The organism is Paenibacillus hubeiensis (assembly GCF_032334105.1).
Taxonomy (GTDB): domain Bacteria; phylum Bacillota; class Bacilli; order Paenibacillales; family Paenibacillaceae; genus Paenibacillus; species Paenibacillus hubeiensis.
The window spans coordinates 62,208-77,780 of record NZ_JAVYAE020000002.1 but is presented as its reverse complement, the minus strand read 5'-3'; the positions used below and the strand labels follow the sequence as shown (position 1 = coordinate 77,780).

Here is a 15,573-nt window from a genome sequence, read left to right as displayed (position 1 = left end):
CGTTCGTCCTCGTCTTGCCGGGATTGTTTATTTTCACGTCTCGCCATCACGAATTCCCTATTCAACTCATGTTCTGTTTCCTTTTTCGGTTTGTCGAAACCTGCTTCCATGCTCGAATGCCTCCCCTGTTATGATCAACCACGTAATGATCAACAAAAAAAGAACTTCACCTCCCAAGACGATATGTCTTGGGGACGAAGTTCTCGTGGTGCCACCCCAGGTTCACCGAAATGTCGCCATTCCAGTCTCATCAAGTCCATTTCCGTTCATACTGCGAACCGTACTGAACCCTGTGCTCTATATCGGGAGCATCCGTTCCACCATCCCTGACGCTGCACGTTTTGTTCCGGCGGACCGTTCGGAGGCTTGCTTCAATGCTGTTTTTTTCACCCATTCTCAGCATCAGGGCTCTCTGTATAAAAAGATCAGCATCTACTCTTCTCGTCATCACGTTCAATATTTCCCATTATTGTAATCAAAGCCAAAATGAAAGTCAAACCCTTTTCGTTTACGATTGGCTGTCAAATTCATGATCCATCGTTTCGAGCAATTGATGTGTCTTGTCACATTTATATTCCCAAAACATAATGCCGCCCAATTCATGATCATGTACATATCGGCATTTGGCTCGGATGGAGTCAGGATCGTCATAAGAAATAAACGTGTGTCCATTAAAGAGATACGGCGCCTTTGCTTCATCATCCCAATGCCTGGTATACCCGTTCAACCCAATGTAATTGGCGTTTAACTCCGTATACTCTGGACCGTAACCGCCGGTCGTTTCTGCCATTTGATGCAATCCATCGTTCCGGTCGGGCACGCCCTTCCACATGCGGGAATAGAACGCGGCACCGATGATGATCTTGTCCTTGGGCACACCTGCCCTGTGAAACGTTTGGACCGAAGCATCAACGCTGATGCGGAACAAATCCCCTGTTGGCGTAAAGAGATTTGTATGATGTCCCGTTAATACCTGAAAGCCGCCCCGCATGTCATAGGTCATCAGCTGCACGTAATCGACGTACCTTTGCACCTGATCCATTTCCGTTCCATCCACGTAGTATTGGTCCGCTCCCGCTGCAATGGTCAGCATATAATACTTCCCGTCCAACTCACCCTGCCGCGTCAACGCTTCCCTGATGGTTTTCAGCAGCATCGTGAAGTTCGGCTTGTCACTTGCGGATGCCGCAATCCCAGCCTCTCCATAACATGGGTATTCCCAATCCAAATCAATGCCATCAAGTCCATAAGTGGTTACGGCTAGCACAGCAGATTCGGCGATTCTATTCCTGCCCTCTGCCGTCGCCGCTGCCTCCGAAAAACCGCCGGAGCTCCAGCCTCCAACGGACAAAATAAAGCGTAAATCCGGATGGGTCCTCTTGATCACGGAAACTTGATCCATGTTTTGCAAATGCTCGGTGTGAATGGCTCCCTCCCGAATACCGGCAAAAGCGATATTGATGTGCGTCATTCGTTTCAGATCGGCCTCTGTCACGCTCTTCAGATCACGATGACCGACGTATCCGATGATCCATTTTCGGCTCATATGTCACCTCTCCCTTGATCACACTAGGTCACTTCGCCAGCATAACGCCGACACGAACAGCTTCCTTCACGGCTCCGATGCGATAACCGGAAGAAACATACCGAATGCGGTATTGTTGATCCAGCACCGCAAGGTGAGGGAATCCCGACTCTAACGCGATTGGACTGCACAGCACTTCGGGTATTGCGCCTTTGTTCATTTCTGCGAATCGAACCTGTGCCGGGAGTTGCTTCAACGGATCTGCGCTAAAAGGACTGATCGTACCCAAGGAAGGTATAATCAGCACGATCGGGAGACCGCCTTCTGCCAACGCTTGGTTCGAATCGGCCAGCTCTTTCAACAAATGCATGGTCGGTTCCCTTCCTGGTTCGATCCAGGCCAGCAGTGCGCCTGAAGTCAGGCCAGAACTTTGGTCATTGAGTCGGGTTACGGTTCCGTCCTGCCAACGCAGCTCCATTTGTTGATCTACCGCGCCAAGAACGGGAAGGTCCTCCTCCGCACTCCGGAAGTTTACGTCAACATGGGTTTCTTCCCCCGCCTGCACCTCGAAGTACGTCAACTTCACGCTAACCGTGCCGTTTTTCAAACGTACGCCTGTCGTCATGCGATAAGATCCTTGCTCGACCTCCAGCGGAGCCGCGAACAGATTCGTTTCTCCATGCGGCAAATGCAGCGTTACGTATTTCCCTTCAACAAGACGTGCAATCGTGACATTTTCATAATAAGATGCTTTTGGCGTCGCCAGCGCCGTTTCCATCCGTTTGAGTTGAATAAAACCGCTGCCCTGCTCCGCATCTTCCTGATCTCCAAAATCTGCGCTCATCCATGCCCCCTGTTTCCAGTATTGAGGTTTGCGTTCCAGGGGATGCAGGCGAGCGGGTATGCCCAAGCTGCGGCACATGGAAACAAACAAAATCGCCAGCGACTCTTCATCTCCGGCCATCAGCCGATAGGTGCCCACAGCTGTTCCCTTGCCTTTTAGATTCGGCAAATTTTCAACATAAACATAATTCCTTTTCAGTACAGCGGCAAGAAGCGCCGGGTCCTTCACCATGGAACCACACTCATCCGCTTTGAAGGAATCACGGAATTCTCTTCGGTACAAGCCAAGCATTTCATAGGAAACGCGCGGGCACAGGACATAAGGAATGAACAAATGATCCGGCAGCATGCCGCGAAGAGGCAGCGATTCATTCAAATGTTCATTCAGGACAGGACGAAATGTGTCGATCAAATCCTTGCTATTCAGCGATTCCAACAACAGCAGCGGCCACTCCCCATGCTCGGGCGAGCTCTCCCGAAGAAATCCGGCTATTTCATGCCCGTTTCCACGCGCCTTTTGCAAGATATCCCACACCCGTGCTTCAGAAAGGCCAAGTTGCCGAGCTAAACGATGGCTCTCCGACTCCGTCACAAATGTGCCTTCGAACAATGCGCGAACAGCGTCCCCGTTCTGCAATCGACGTTGATGCAAGGACTCGGCTGCATCCGTCACTGCCGGCAGTTCGTCGCCTTCCGTCTCGGGTGGAGGAACCATATCCAAATCAACGACGCCCCGTTCCTGAACAGGTTCGCTGTTCAGGTCCAAAACAAGCTCCAATGAGTCCAATTTGCCAATGCTGACCTTGCGCTCCTGCCACCGTCCACGATACACGGCCCTGATGAGCAAATCGCCAAATCCTGTCTTAAAGCCGACCTGCCCTTCCCCATCCGTCATCAGCTCTGCAATGGGGTAGAATTCGGCCATGTTATACAATTCGAAGCGGACGGCAGCACCTTCGATCATCCCGCCGTCTTGATCTCTAACCGCTACGGTGATCGTTTTGGCAGGCGCGTAGTTCTCCAGCAGGTTCAGTTCGGTAAACCCTTCTTCGGCAAGAGTGATATCATCCGGACCCTGATAGTTTCCCAGCACTCTTGTGTTCATCAGCATCGAGCGGCGGGCAGGCGGCGTAAACCAACCTTGGTTCAACCTCGCTTCCGGCTCGCACGCCCCGATGTAATGCCACCTTCCATCCGCCCACGCTTCCACCCAAGCATGGTTATCGTCGCAATGCGCCCAACAAGGCGTGTAGACTTGGCGAGCAGGAATGCCGATGCTTCTAAGGGCAGCCACGGCAAGCGTCGATTCCTCGCCGCATCTTCCCCTTGCGCTCCGAATCATCGTGAGCGGAGAAACGGTGCGCAGATCGCTTCCGGTATAGACCGCTTTTTCGTGGCACCAGTAATTAGCCTCCAGGATGGCATCGGCCATGGACAGGCCGTGGATGCGGCCCGCCAGTTCTGCGTAAAAGGCAGCTCGCCAGTCTTCGATGTTTTCTGTATTTACCCTGCATGGCAACACAAAGTACAGGAATAAATCATCCGGAACCTGTTCTCCCCAAGGCACCTCATGCCGAATCTTCAGCGCGGCCCTGACATGACTGAGAAACAATGCACCAGGGACATCGGCTAAATCCTGAAGCGGGCTGTATGCATACAGATATTTGAGCGCCCATTCCTCTTCCGGAGACAACGTTTCTTGGAATACGGCAAACATTTCATTCAGCCTTGACCCGACTAGCTCCCTTTTTAACCGCAGCTTATCTTCAATCCGATTCATCTCTTCGGGGGAAAGGGAAAAAACCGACGTTCGCACACTCATCTCGCATTCCCCTCCTTCCATAGTTTGCCGTCTTCCCTGATGATCCATTTCCCGTTCCCATCCGCCGTTGCCGCTGAAATTTGAAACAAGCGGTCCGCGGCAACGACTTCCGTAGTAATGTCCAGATCAGGTGACCCATCCAACAATGACAAGTCCTGAGCAAACGTACCTTCCTTTTCTCTGTAGTTACGCTGCAAATAATAAAGCTTCCGCAGCTCCCACTTGATCTGCTCATCCTCCGGAATGGAAAAATGGTTTATTTCCTCTTGTTCATCCGTAAACACGACATATCCCCACAGCTCAGGATAATGCATGTTGACCAGCCCCATCGGCGACCACACCCAGTTATCCTCAGGATAAGGCTTCCCCGTGCCGGGATCGATCACTTTTTGATACGTCCCATCCACCACTTCAGCCTGCCATTCCACCCGCGAGAAGTTCACTCTCCAGAATTCGCCGGATACCGGGGCACGATGTTCCTTGGCACACTCTTTCAAGCTGGTCCATGGTATCGCGATCTCCACAGACCATTTACGGTTATCCGCTTCCGGCTGATTGAGCTTGCCATCAATGTGCACGGCGGTCTTCAACCCTTTCATATCCCAGCTGTCCAGCGGAGGACCCCCATCCCTGTAAGGTTTGATCAGAAGCAAATCCCATACCGTGTTCAGCGCATTGATCTCGAATTCGTAATATCCGTGGCTATCCCCGTCCGGATCGATGAAAATTTCAAAATCGTTGTCATAAAAAATGACGGAATCGCGCTTGGTCAGCGTCGCCCAGATTTGATCCTCCCACAGCTCTGCGCCGAAATAAAAATGTTCATCGTCCCACAGCATTTTGACCCGCGTATCCTTTGCGGGAGCCGGCCGCAGGTCTCCTTCAATGTCGACAAACTTCTCCGTCCACTCCGCCCGATCCCAGAAAGGTTTATCCAGCTTCCCGTCAAGCTCCAGCTCACCTTCCGCGCGGCGGCAAAAATAGTGCTTTGGCTGATAAACGTCTATTTGTGGAACAGGTACACCACTTAACGTCATTTCGTTCCCTCCATTCAGTTATGTGTAACGACGGCTCCCGAGCCGCCATACATGTTGACTTTTTCGGCAAACTCCAGCTTGATTACCGTTGTCAGCTCATGGGTATCTTCGCCAGTCAGATGAATCCAGGTTGTGCCGGGAATTTGGAACCAGGGAACCCCTCCGTGGATGTCATAGGTCAGTGGCTTGCCGGAGTGAAGCACCGATACCTTTTGGATCTCATTGCACAACCCTTTCATGCAGATGCTTTCCTTCGGATCCCCATGCACAAAGAGATACAGTGTCTTCTCATCTGCCGAGAGCGTGCTGCCATCTCCGTAATATCGGCTCATGACCCCCTCCTTTGTCCCATAGACGGCTTCTTCGTGCGCTCTGATCCAACTGCCCAATCCAAGCAGAATCGCCTCTTGTCTCCCATCGATCGTGCCGTCTTCCTTCGGTCCGATATCGAGCAGCATATTGCCGCCCATCGAGATACAGTCGCAGAACATGCGCACGATCTGATGCAGCGATTTGTAATGCTCATCCGCAGGAACATACCCCCATGAACCGTTGATCGTTGTGCAAAATTCCCACGGCCCCTCTGGACGGGTAATCGGAAGGCCTTGCTCCGGCGTCTTGTAATCCCCATGCCCTTGTAAACGCGAATTAATGATGATTTCCGGCTGGAACGATTTCAAATAATGCTTGAAATGAGGCAAATTCCATTGCTCCGCGCTGCGTTCCCAGTCCCCGTCGAACCACAGCAGGTCTACCTTGCCGTATCCGGTAAGCAGTTCTTCCAGCTGCCGGTTGTTAAACTCGAGAAACTTCTCCCATCTGGATTCATCCTGGATGCCGTCTACGGGGCTGGAGAAGCGATTGGCCGAAGCAGGATCTTCAGGCACGTTCCCGCCTTCATATACACTCGGATAATCCGGGTGGGACCAGTCGATCAGGGAAAAATAAAACCCGAGCCGCAAGCCTTTTTCCGTGATTGCATCCGCATATTGCTTGACGATATCCCGCGCAGCGGGCGTCTTCTTCACAGTGTTCAAATGGCTGTGCTGCGTATCCCACAGAGCCACGCCATCATGGTGCTTCGTCGTCAGCACCGCATATTTGGCGCCCGATTTCTCGATCAAGTCGGCCCATGCATCTGCATCAAACTTGGAAGCGGTGAAACCGTCCAGCTGCTTCATATAATCCTCGTATGACATGCGCCCATTGTAAAACGACCATGACTCCGCCACGCCGTGCACCGCATAAATGCCGTAATGAATGAATATTCCTAATTTCGCATCCTCAAACCATTTCTGCACGACGATCACTGCCCTTCACTTTTGTAAAATTTATATTTGGCTGAATATATAAACCGCAAAAAACATACACACGTTAACGGAGAGGCAGAACCAATCTGGAGAAGCGAAGCGTTCGCCTTAATCAAGAAATAATTGGTGTGCAAACCGTTTCAATATTGCTATCATTTAAGGAGAAATGACCATTTCCCAATGGAAAGGAGTCGCTTTCACTTGAGAATAAACTATTTCAAATCCAGGCTGTTCCTCAAATACATCTGTTCTTACCTGCTCATTCTGCTGATCCCCCTGGTGCTCATGACCATATTCATCTATGAAAATGCCGTGAAGACGCTCCGGACCGAGATCGAAAACTCACGGCTGGCCCAACTCTCACAAACCAAAACGACGATCGATAGCCGCATGAAAGAGCTCAGCGATATTGCTTCCCGGATTTCGTACGACCATCGGCTGTCCCATTATAAGGCGACTCAAACGCTGACCAGCCCGGAAGCGATTCGCGCATTGGATCAATACAAAGCCACCAGCTCCATCATGGATGAAATCTATCTGTACTTCCATAACGGCAAACATATTTACTCCAGCAAAGGACTTACCGACTTCGACGTATTTGCGCGCAATCTTGGCTTCGCTAATTGGGACAAAACGTCCTTGCAGCATGATCTGAATGAAATCAAACATCCGATGGTAAGACCCGCCGATACGGTCAGCATTAAAGAAGGCTTGCAAGATCGCAAACTGGCTTATCTGATCCCGATTACACCCAACAGCTTGAACCCGCATGCAACCGTGATGTACTTCATCAAGGAGTCGGCAATTACCGATTTGATGGATTCCATCCTTGGAAGTTATCAAGGCTTAACCTTTGTACTTGACGGAGAAGGGCAAGTACTTGCGGCCAACCATCAAGGCGATACGCTAAGCGCAGACGCTTCAGAAATGTTGTTGAATCAGATGGTTCCTGGCATACAAGAACGAGCACTGGATGGTAAAGCCTATTCCATTGTCGCCGTACAATCCGAAACCAATGGCTGGACGTACATGACCGTCATGCCCAGCTCCCAATTTTTCAGCAGCGTGCTTAACGTTCGGGATGTCATGCTGATGATCATCGGAGTCGTACTGCTTGTCGGAGCGGTTATCGCATTGGTGCTTGCCAAAATGCAGTATCAGCCCATCTCAGCATTGGTTGAGTTTGTTTCATCCCGCGTTCCGAAGAAGAATGGCGAAGAAACAATCGGTTACGGGAACGAACTGCAGCGAATACACACTGCACTGCAAGATTTCAGTTCCCGGATTGATATGCAGGAACCGTTCGCCCGCAATCAATATTTGTCCACGCTCATCAAATCCGGCAACCCGGAGCTGGTTTCACCTGAAATGACGCAGCTCTTCGATCTGAAACTGAACAAGAAGTATTTATTCGTCATGGTTGTCGGCTGGAACGAATCCAATGCCGATCGGGAGCACCGTCGCCGGATTGCAAGCACACTTGCCCATATCGATATGCCTGATATGTGCGCTACCGGGTATGGCGTTGAACTGCCGCAGCTGGACCGATTCGGCATCATCATGAATTTCGATGCAGTAGCGGGACTAGACGAGACCGTTCAAATGAAGCAAACGATGGAACACGTGAAACGCATGCTCGTTGAATCGCACTCCATTGCACCGATGATTGGCGCCGGAAGCGTTTATCGACAGCTGCATGAGCTGAATCAGTCGTACATCGAGGCCTGCTCCGCCTTTGATCTGCTCGTTCCGGGTGACCGCGGGGCTTCCGCATTGTTCGAAGAAATGTCTAAGGACACAACTCCTTCCTACTGGATCCCGAACCAGACCCATCTGAAACTGGCCCAAAGCTTGAAGCAAGGCAATGTGGAGATCGCGTCACGGACGATACGCTCTTCCATAGAAAACCTGCAATCGTCCATGCAGCCGGCGCTGATTCTGCGTTGCGTCAGCTTTGATTTGTTGAACACGGTGTTGAAGACCGCTTCAGAGCTTGGCGACCATCAACTGATACAACGACTGACTCCCGACATGACGGTCGGCGGTTCGCTAAAGGAGCTGGAATCCATGCTGCTGTCCCTGGCTTCGCAAATTTGTGCCGAAGTGCAGCAAGGGGCTCTGCAAGAAGAGCAATCGTTGATCGATCGGATCGTTGACTATATCGATGCACATTACAGGGAACACAGTTTAAGTCTGGATACCCTTGCTTACGAGTTTGAAATTTCGCCCTCGCACGTCAGCCGTTTCTTCAAAGAAAAGACGGGCATCAATTTCCTGCAATATATTTGGCAAAAGCGGCTGGACATGGTCGTGCATCAGTTGAAAACAACGGATACTCCCATTAAAGACCTCATTCAGGAGGTTGGTTACTTGGATACGCCGAACTTTATCCGCAAATTCAAAAAGGAGACCGGACTTACGCCAGGTCAATATCGCAAGCTCCATCGCGTCACGGCAAGCGATGCGGAGAGCGGATCTGCGAGTTGACGGACAGGAAAGCCAACATGCAGACGGGCTGCACTGTCCGCGAATGTTGGCTTCTTTTTACTTTTTATTGACCGACAGCATTCCAAGTATCGTAAACTTCCTGATAAATTTCCTGGATGCGGTCCCCGCCCATCTTTTTCATCTGGGCTGCATAGCTGTCCCATTCGGACATCGGCACTTCTCCGGTCACAAACTTCGCTTCCATTTGTTTGACATACGTACTCAGGTCCGACAGCAACGCTGAAGCTTCATCCTGCTGTTCGTTGGTCAAATAGGCGTTAGGATATGGCGCTTTGCCGATCGGGATCAGCTTCGCTTCGTTTTCTTTCTTGATCCATTCATCGAATTCCGTGGTCAGGCCATTCGTCAGTTCGGGCGAGTTGTGTCCTGGCGTCAGCATGCCGAAGTTCGGCGTAATCGTGCCTCTGTACTCTTCGCGGTCGCCGCCTCCCGGGACAGGCAGCCATTCTTTTTCATACGTAGCTTTGTTGGTATACTTCCAAAGCGTGCCTTCCGGGCCTTGGTTAAATAGGGTTTGGCCCTCAATCGAATACAAATAGTCGATCCAACGCATCGTCGCTTCCGGATGTTCATTCACGCTGGTAATGGCAAACGTTCCGTTAGCCGAGAGTCCAGGGTGCATGCCGTAAACGGGCGAACCTTCAATCTCGCTGGCTACCGGTGTCATGAGCGGATTTTTCATCGCTTCATTCGGATCGCCGCCCAATGTAAAATAGGAATAATAATCGTTAAAGAGCGCGATTTGATTGTTTTCTCCTTTGGCTTTTTTCTGCTCAGGCGTTTGGGAGAACGTTTCATGATCCAATAACTCTTCCTTCCACAGACGGTTCATGAACTCCAAATAACCTTTGTATCCTTCCTGCATCGGTGTATAAAAAACATTGTCCTGCTTATCGACATATACAACCGGATCATACATTCCCCAGAAGCCTAAAAAGTACATTCGCAGATCATCCAATTTCACGGAAGTGAGCGGAATTTCGTCGGCTTGCCCGTTTCCGTTCGGATCCTCGGTCTTCACTCTTTTCAGAAATGCGTACAGTTCCTCCGTCGTCTGCGGAAGTTCTTTTACACCCAGCGCTTCGAGCATTTTGCCGTTATACCACATCGGACTGCGATACCAGACGGCTGCACTGTCGATGAAGGGGAGCGCATAAATGTGACCTTCGGGTGTGGTGAACGATTTGCGAATGTCCGGATTTTCATCGAAGAGTTTTTTGAGGTTTGGCGCATATCCTCCGTCAATGTACGGTTCAAGCGCAATCAGCGAGCCTTGGGTTCCGTAAGTAACCTGTTCTGCTGGCGTCAGATCCGCACCGTACAGCACGTCGGGCAAATCGCCGCTGGCAAAAACGAGGTTTTTCTTTGTGGCGAAGCTGTCTATGGGCGTGAGTCGGAATTCAAATTTAATGTTCGTCAGCTTCTCGGCTTCCTGAATGACAGGCATGGTGTTCCAATCCGCGACACCCACATCCTGGGACATCATGGTCAATGTAATCGGCTCGTCAACGATCGGAAAACCTTCCTGCTTCACCCCTGTCTCCTCCGGCGTGCCCGGTTCGGCGGTTGACCCGCCGTCGGAAGCATTCCCGCATGCAGCCAGCAAACTGGCAACCAGCATTAAACTGAGCAGAATCGTCGACTTCTTGCGAACTCCTTTCATGACAACAACTCCCTTTCTGGATGATTTATTTGGTATAGATCAGCCTTTAACCGAACCGATCATGACACCCTGGACGAAGTAGCGTTGCAAAAACGGATATACGATAATCACCGGCAGCGTTGACACAATAATAACCGCGTAACGGACGAGCGCTGCTACCTCCGCTTTGTTGTTGAGCGCGGAAGCGGAAGATCCGTCCATCATGCCGGAGCCTTGGGCAGACATTTCCTGAAGAACGAGAATCTGCCTCAGCACGAGCTGCAGCGGGTATTTTGTCGAATCGTTCAAATAAATCATCGCCGAAAAGTAACTGTTCCAGTGTCCGACGCCATAGAAGAGAGCCATCACGGCAATGATCGGCATCGACAAGGGCAGGACGATGCTAAAAAACAGCTTGAAATTGGAACATCCGTCAATCTGGGCGGCTTCTTGAAGCTCGCCGGGGATGGTTCCTTGAAAGAAGGTACGGGTAACGATAATGTTCCATACCGAGGCCGCGGAAGGCAGAATCAATGCCCACATGCTGTCAATCAGCCCCAACCCTTTGATCAACAGATAACTCGGAACAAGCCCGCCGCCAAAAAACATCGTGACCATGAACATGCCCATAAAAAAACCTCGGCCAACGAAATCCTTTCTGCTAAGCGCATAAGCCGCCGGAATGGTGACCATGAGATTCACTGCCGTACCCACGACCGTATATAAAATGGTGTTTGCGTAACCTGACCAGATCCTCTGATCCTGAAGCACTCTCTGGTACCCTTCGAACGTAATGTCCTTGGGAAAGAGCCACATCGCACCGGAAGCGACCTCTTTGGGATTGCTGATCGAAGCACTGATCATGTATGCCAACGGATAAGCGACAAGCAGAAACGCGATGGTGACGAAAATATAATTCAGTGTCAGAAAAATCCGGTCTTGCCTCGTTTCTTTGATGCCTGTTGTCATTCTGCTACCTCCTTTACCACAGACTGTTCTCACTCGTTTTGCGCACGACTTGATTGACCGTAATGAGCAGAATCGCGTTAATGACGGAATTGAACAACCCGACGGCGGTGGAGAAGCTGTATTGTGCATTTTCCAGACCGGAGCGGTAGACGAATGTTGAAATCACATCGGACGACTCCATGTTTAACGGGTTTTGCATTAAGAGAATTTTCTCAAACCCCACGCCCAGCAAACTTCCCATATTTAGAATGAGCAAAATGGTCATCGTTGGCACCAGCACGGGAATGTTGATGTGACGAATGCGCTGCATCCGGTTCGCTCCGTCAATGATCGCCGCTTCATGAAGGCCCGGGTCGACGGCTGACAAGGCGGCAAGATAAATGATCGTGCCCCACCCTGCGCTCTGCCATACGCCAGAGAGAACGTAGACCGTCTTGAACCAGGCCGGGCTTGTCAGAAAAGCAGGTGCATCGATGCCCACCCATTCGAGCAAACGAATAACGATGCCTGTGGACGGCGACAGGAAAGCAATGATCATGCCGACCATCACTACGATGGAGATGAAATGCGGCGCGTAAGTGACCGTTTGCACCCATTTTTTGAAACGTTTGTGTTTCAGTTCATTGAAGGCCAGCGCCAAAATGATCGGGATCGGAAAACCAACCGCCAGCTCATACAAACTGATCGCCAGCGTGTTCCACATCAAGTCCCAAAAATAATACGAATCAAAAAAACGGTTGAAGTGATCGAAACCCGTCCATGCGCTTCCAAAAATACCGCGGGCCGGATTGTAATTTTTGAACGCAATCTGGATGCCGTACATCGGTCCGTAATGGAAAATGAGGAAATACAAAAATGCCGGCGCAATGAACAGATAGAGCTCCCAGTTTTTCCAGACCTTCTTCCATCGTTTCTTGTTGATTTTGGCCCTGTTCAGGACCTCCTGCCGATGGATCGGATTGACTTCCTGCACGCCGGATCGCCTCCTTCTGCTTGGTTTACATGTCAGCTTTGCTTGCGCACCTTCATGTTAACGATAGTGGATCATGCTTTTTTTCGTAAACATGTGATTTTAGCGCATCCCCCACCCTTGATGCATCAACGCTTCCCGTCGTTGCGGCATCATTTTGACCATTGGTGAATGTGTTGTTTTCGCGCAAAAGGAAGCGGTTACAATTTTCCGAAGTGGAAAAATGGCAATTGAAAGAATGCGGAGTTGTTGATCTATATAGGTTGAACCAATGATTTTTACACAGAGACACTACGCGGTCAGAACCATCTTCCGATCGCTGTTATCCCCAGATTTCTTTGATCCCCTTGTTCAAGGGGAAAATCCGGTGATAAGCCTATGCTTCCGAAGCAGCTTTCTTTCAGAAAGCTTTTAGACCGCTTCGCTTCTCCAGATTCTTTCTGCCCTCTTCGTTATCGTGTAAATTTCCGGTTCAATCTATATAGATGGCGATGATTTTACATTGCGCTGATAATAATGAACGTATAGCGACAGGTTATATCACATAAACAAAACATGAATAAGACGTAACAAAGGCCATGTTCCCAATGGAACATGGCCTCAGCACATGAATCGAATGCTTACCCTTGCAGCTTCACAAGGCTGTAATTCTTTTTACCTTTGCGGATAATGATAAACTTGCCGCCGATGGCATGCTCTGCCGAAATGGTGAAGTCGAGCTCGGTTACTTTCTCCCCGTTCATGGAGATGGCACCCTTCGTGATGTCTTCGCGGGCTTGGCGTTTGGATGGCTCCAGGCCAAGATCCACAAGCCAGTCAACGATGTTTTTCGCCTCGCCGTTGGTTTCGAACGTTGGCATTTCCTTAAAGCCTTGCTCGATCTCGTCCGCTGTCAGCGAGCGAATGTCGCCGCTGAACAATGCGGCGGTAATGCGCTTGGCTTGTTCCAGCATTTCTTCGCCATGCACGAAACGGGTCATTTCTTCGGCAAGCGCCTTTTGCGCCTCGCGTTTGTGCGGCTCGGTTTCCACTTTTTCCGCCAACGCTTCGATTTCTTCTTTGGACAAGAACGTAAAGTATTTCAAGTATTTGATGACGTCGCGATCATCGGTATTCGCCCAGAACTGGTAGAATTCGAACGGCGTCGTTTTGTTTGGATCCAGCCAGATCGAGCCCCCGGCCGATTTGCCGAATTTCGTTCCGTCCGCTTTGAGCATCAGCGGGATGGTCAAACCAAACGCTTTGGCATCAGGGCCTTCTTTTTTGCGGATCAGGTCAAGACCGCTTGTAATGTTGCCCCATTGGTCGGAACCGCCGATTTGCAGCTGCACGTCTTCGTTTTGGAACAAATGCAGGTAATCGAGCGATTGCAGGATCTGGTACGAGAATTCCGTGAAGGAGATGCCGCCTTCCAGTCTGCTCGCCACGACATCCTTCGCAAGCATCGTGTTCAGGTTGAAGTTTTTGCCGTAGTCGCGCAAAAATTCGATCACATTGATTTTGTGCGTCCAGTCGTAGTTGTTCACCAGGCGTACCTGATTGTCGCCTTCCGTAATGAACAATTTTTTCATCTGTGCCGTCAAGGCGTTTACGTTCTCCTGCACCTGTTCCAGCGTTTGCAAGGAACGTTCGGACTGGCGCCCGCTCGGGTCGCCGATCGTGCCGGTTGCGCCGCCGATCAGAATGACTGGACGATGCCCTGCTAATTGGAAACGCTTGAGCATCATGAACGGAATAAGATGTCCGATATGCATGCTGTCGCCGGTAGGGTCAACGCCGCAGTACAGCGAAATGGATTTCGATTCGACCAGCTCGCGCAGGCCCTCCGCATCCGTTTGCTGGTTAATGGCATCGCGCCATTGCAGTTCGTCCAAAATATTCAACACAAACAACCCCTTTTCTAAAGTTAAAGAAATCATGAATACGCGTGATGAAGACACACTGCGCAGAACTTTGCCACGGCAAGCTTACCTGTCCATGGCCGAAAAACAAAAAAATCGCCACCCGGTCTGCACGCAGACACAGGGACGATTGAATAACCGTGGTACCACCCAGTTTGCATGAACAGCCTGACGTTGCACGCTGCCCATACCACTTATGACGAAATAACGTTCGCCAAACCCGCTTGGCATTACCCAAGATACTCCAGAGTGTACTTCGCAGTCCTTGTATGTGTCAGGTTCCATCAACCCCTGACTTTCTGGAAACAGGGACAAAGCTGCTACTGCGCTCCTTCAACGTAATTCATGTTTCAGATTATAGACAGTATATCCGAACGTTTGAACGTTTGCAAGCCGTTTTCCTCAATGGAATGTTGCCATACCAAGTATTATGGAACGGCGATTTTCAACGTTCTGGCGTAATGTTCATACGCCTTGGGGGCAATTTGGCTTTCTCCGTTCCAGAACTCTTGATCCAGCGTATCCAACTGCTGCTCCTCCTGGTCTGTCAGAAACCGGGGGATATCCCACAGTTCCGTCAGGCGTTCATCGTTCTCCAGATGTCGGATGCAATCGAAACAAGCGTTCACGTAGGTTAGCTCGTCTGCGGCTCCGATCGTTTGCAGCGCACGAACCGCATGGACCAGCGCTTCCTCCCCCCAATTGCAAAAAAACTGCACAAAACCGCCGTTGAACACATCCGCCTCCAGCAGCCACAATGCGGCGATTTCCTGTTGTTCTGGCGTGAGGTCGCTCCATCCCCGTGCGGAGTTGTTTTTCAAGCTTACGAAAGCGATGGCATAGTCGTACCACAAATCATGTATGTCGTTATTGTCCAACAGAATGATCCCTCCCCAATAGAGAACCACATCTTTATCGTCCAGTTGTCGTTCGTACACCTCGCTGCCCCGTTCATGGATGCGAACGACAAATCCCTGATCGGATACCTTCACACAAGGGGCGCCATCTTCCCGAAATGTCGAAAATCTGCGATTGACATAACCCTC

At 50.5% G+C, this 15,573-nt stretch carries 10 protein-coding genes and 2 other annotated features; of the genes, 1 reads left to right on the top strand and 9 read right to left on the bottom strand.

What is annotated here, in order from left to right:
* Positions 1–187: 187 nt before the first annotated feature.
* Positions 188–457, bottom strand: a binding site (T-box leader).
* A gap of 51 nt (positions 458–508) precedes the next feature.
* Genes RSX24_RS07035 through RSX24_RS07020 form a run of 4 tightly spaced genes read right to left on the bottom strand, consistent with a single transcriptional unit; the run spans position 509 to position 6,528 of the window.
* On the bottom strand, positions 509–1,546 hold the full coding sequence (locus tag RSX24_RS07035) for a glycoside hydrolase family 18 protein (protein ID WP_236412121.1): 1,038 nt from the start codon (positions 1,544–1,546) through the stop codon (positions 509–511).
* Positions 1,547–1,574: 28 nt separating this feature from the next.
* Complete coding sequence (locus tag RSX24_RS07030; RefSeq protein WP_343260118.1) at positions 1,575–4,190, bottom strand: transglutaminase domain-containing protein; 2,616 nt, start codon at positions 4,188–4,190, stop codon at positions 1,575–1,577.
* Positions 4,187–5,227 (bottom strand): carbohydrate-binding family 9-like protein, encoded by a 1,041-nt coding sequence (locus tag RSX24_RS07025; protein WP_343260117.1) that lies wholly within the window; start codon positions 5,225–5,227, stop codon positions 4,187–4,189. Before RSX24_RS07025 ends, RSX24_RS07030 begins: the two co-directional genes overlap by 4 nt.
* A 14-nt stretch (positions 5,228–5,241) precedes the next feature.
* The gene (locus tag RSX24_RS07020; RefSeq protein ID WP_343260116.1) at positions 5,242–6,528 is read right to left on the bottom strand and encodes an alpha-L-fucosidase; all 1,287 of its coding nucleotides are present in this window, start codon (positions 6,526–6,528) and stop codon (positions 5,242–5,244) included.
* Between the two features lie 210 nt (positions 6,529–6,738).
* Here RSX24_RS07020 and RSX24_RS07015 point away from each other — a divergent pair, with 210 nt between their 5' ends.
* Positions 6,739–9,024 carry a helix-turn-helix domain-containing protein gene (locus tag RSX24_RS07015; protein ID WP_343260115.1) on the top strand — a complete coding sequence of 762 codons (2,286 nt, stop codon included), beginning with the start codon at positions 6,739–6,741 and terminating at the stop codon, positions 9,022–9,024.
* Positions 9,025–9,088: 64 nt separating this feature from the next.
* On the opposite strand, the gene RSX24_RS07010 is transcribed toward RSX24_RS07015, so the two are convergent.
* The 5 genes from RSX24_RS07010 to RSX24_RS06990 all read right to left on the bottom strand — a co-directional run bounded on the left by RSX24_RS07010 (position 9,089) and on the right by RSX24_RS06990 (position 15,519).
* A complete protein-coding gene (locus RSX24_RS07010) occupies positions 9,089–10,708 on the bottom strand; it encodes an extracellular solute-binding protein (protein ID WP_343260114.1) in 1,620 nt (539 codons plus the stop codon).
* A gap of 39 nt (positions 10,709–10,747) precedes the next feature.
* Complete coding sequence (locus RSX24_RS07005; protein ID WP_343260113.1) at positions 10,748–11,656, bottom strand: carbohydrate ABC transporter permease; 909 nt, start codon at positions 11,654–11,656, stop codon at positions 10,748–10,750.
* Positions 11,657–11,669: 13 nt separating this feature from the next.
* On the bottom strand, positions 11,670–12,593 hold the full coding sequence (locus RSX24_RS07000; RefSeq protein ID WP_339278434.1) for an ABC transporter permease: 924 nt from the start codon (positions 12,591–12,593) through the stop codon (positions 11,670–11,672).
* A 653-nt stretch (positions 12,594–13,246) separates the two neighbouring features.
* A complete protein-coding gene (gene tyrS / locus RSX24_RS06995) occupies positions 13,247–14,509 on the bottom strand; it encodes a tyrosine--tRNA ligase (protein WP_236412103.1) in 1,263 nt (420 codons plus the stop codon).
* A 137-nt stretch (positions 14,510–14,646) separates the two neighbouring features.
* Positions 14,647–14,873: a binding site (T-box leader), on the bottom strand.
* Positions 14,874–14,955: 82 nt separating this feature from the next.
* Positions 14,956–15,519 (bottom strand): DMP19 family protein, encoded by a 564-nt coding sequence (locus RSX24_RS06990; RefSeq protein WP_343260112.1) that lies wholly within the window; start codon positions 15,517–15,519, stop codon positions 14,956–14,958.
* Between the last annotated feature and the right edge of the window lie 54 nt (positions 15,520–15,573).

What these genes read in the sequence shown, in the direction of transcription:
- RSX24_RS07035 (WP_236412121.1), bottom strand. Translation starts at nt 1,546, where the DNA reads ATGAGCCGAAAATGGATCATCGGATACGTCGGTCATCGTGATCTGAAG.
- RSX24_RS07030 (WP_343260118.1), bottom strand. Translation starts at nt 4,190, where the DNA reads ATGAGTGTGCGAACGTCGGTTTTTTCCCTTTCCCCCGAAGAGATGAAT.
- RSX24_RS07025 (WP_343260117.1), bottom strand. Translation starts at nt 5,227, where the DNA reads ATGACGTTAAGTGGTGTACCTGTTCCACAAATAGACGTTTATCAGCCA.
- RSX24_RS07010 (WP_343260114.1), bottom strand. Translation starts at nt 10,708, where the DNA reads ATGAAAGGAGTTCGCAAGAAGTCGACGATTCTGCTCAGTTTAATGCTG.
- RSX24_RS07005 (WP_343260113.1), bottom strand. Translation starts at nt 11,656, where the DNA reads ATGACAACAGGCATCAAAGAAACGAGGCAAGACCGGATTTTTCTGACA.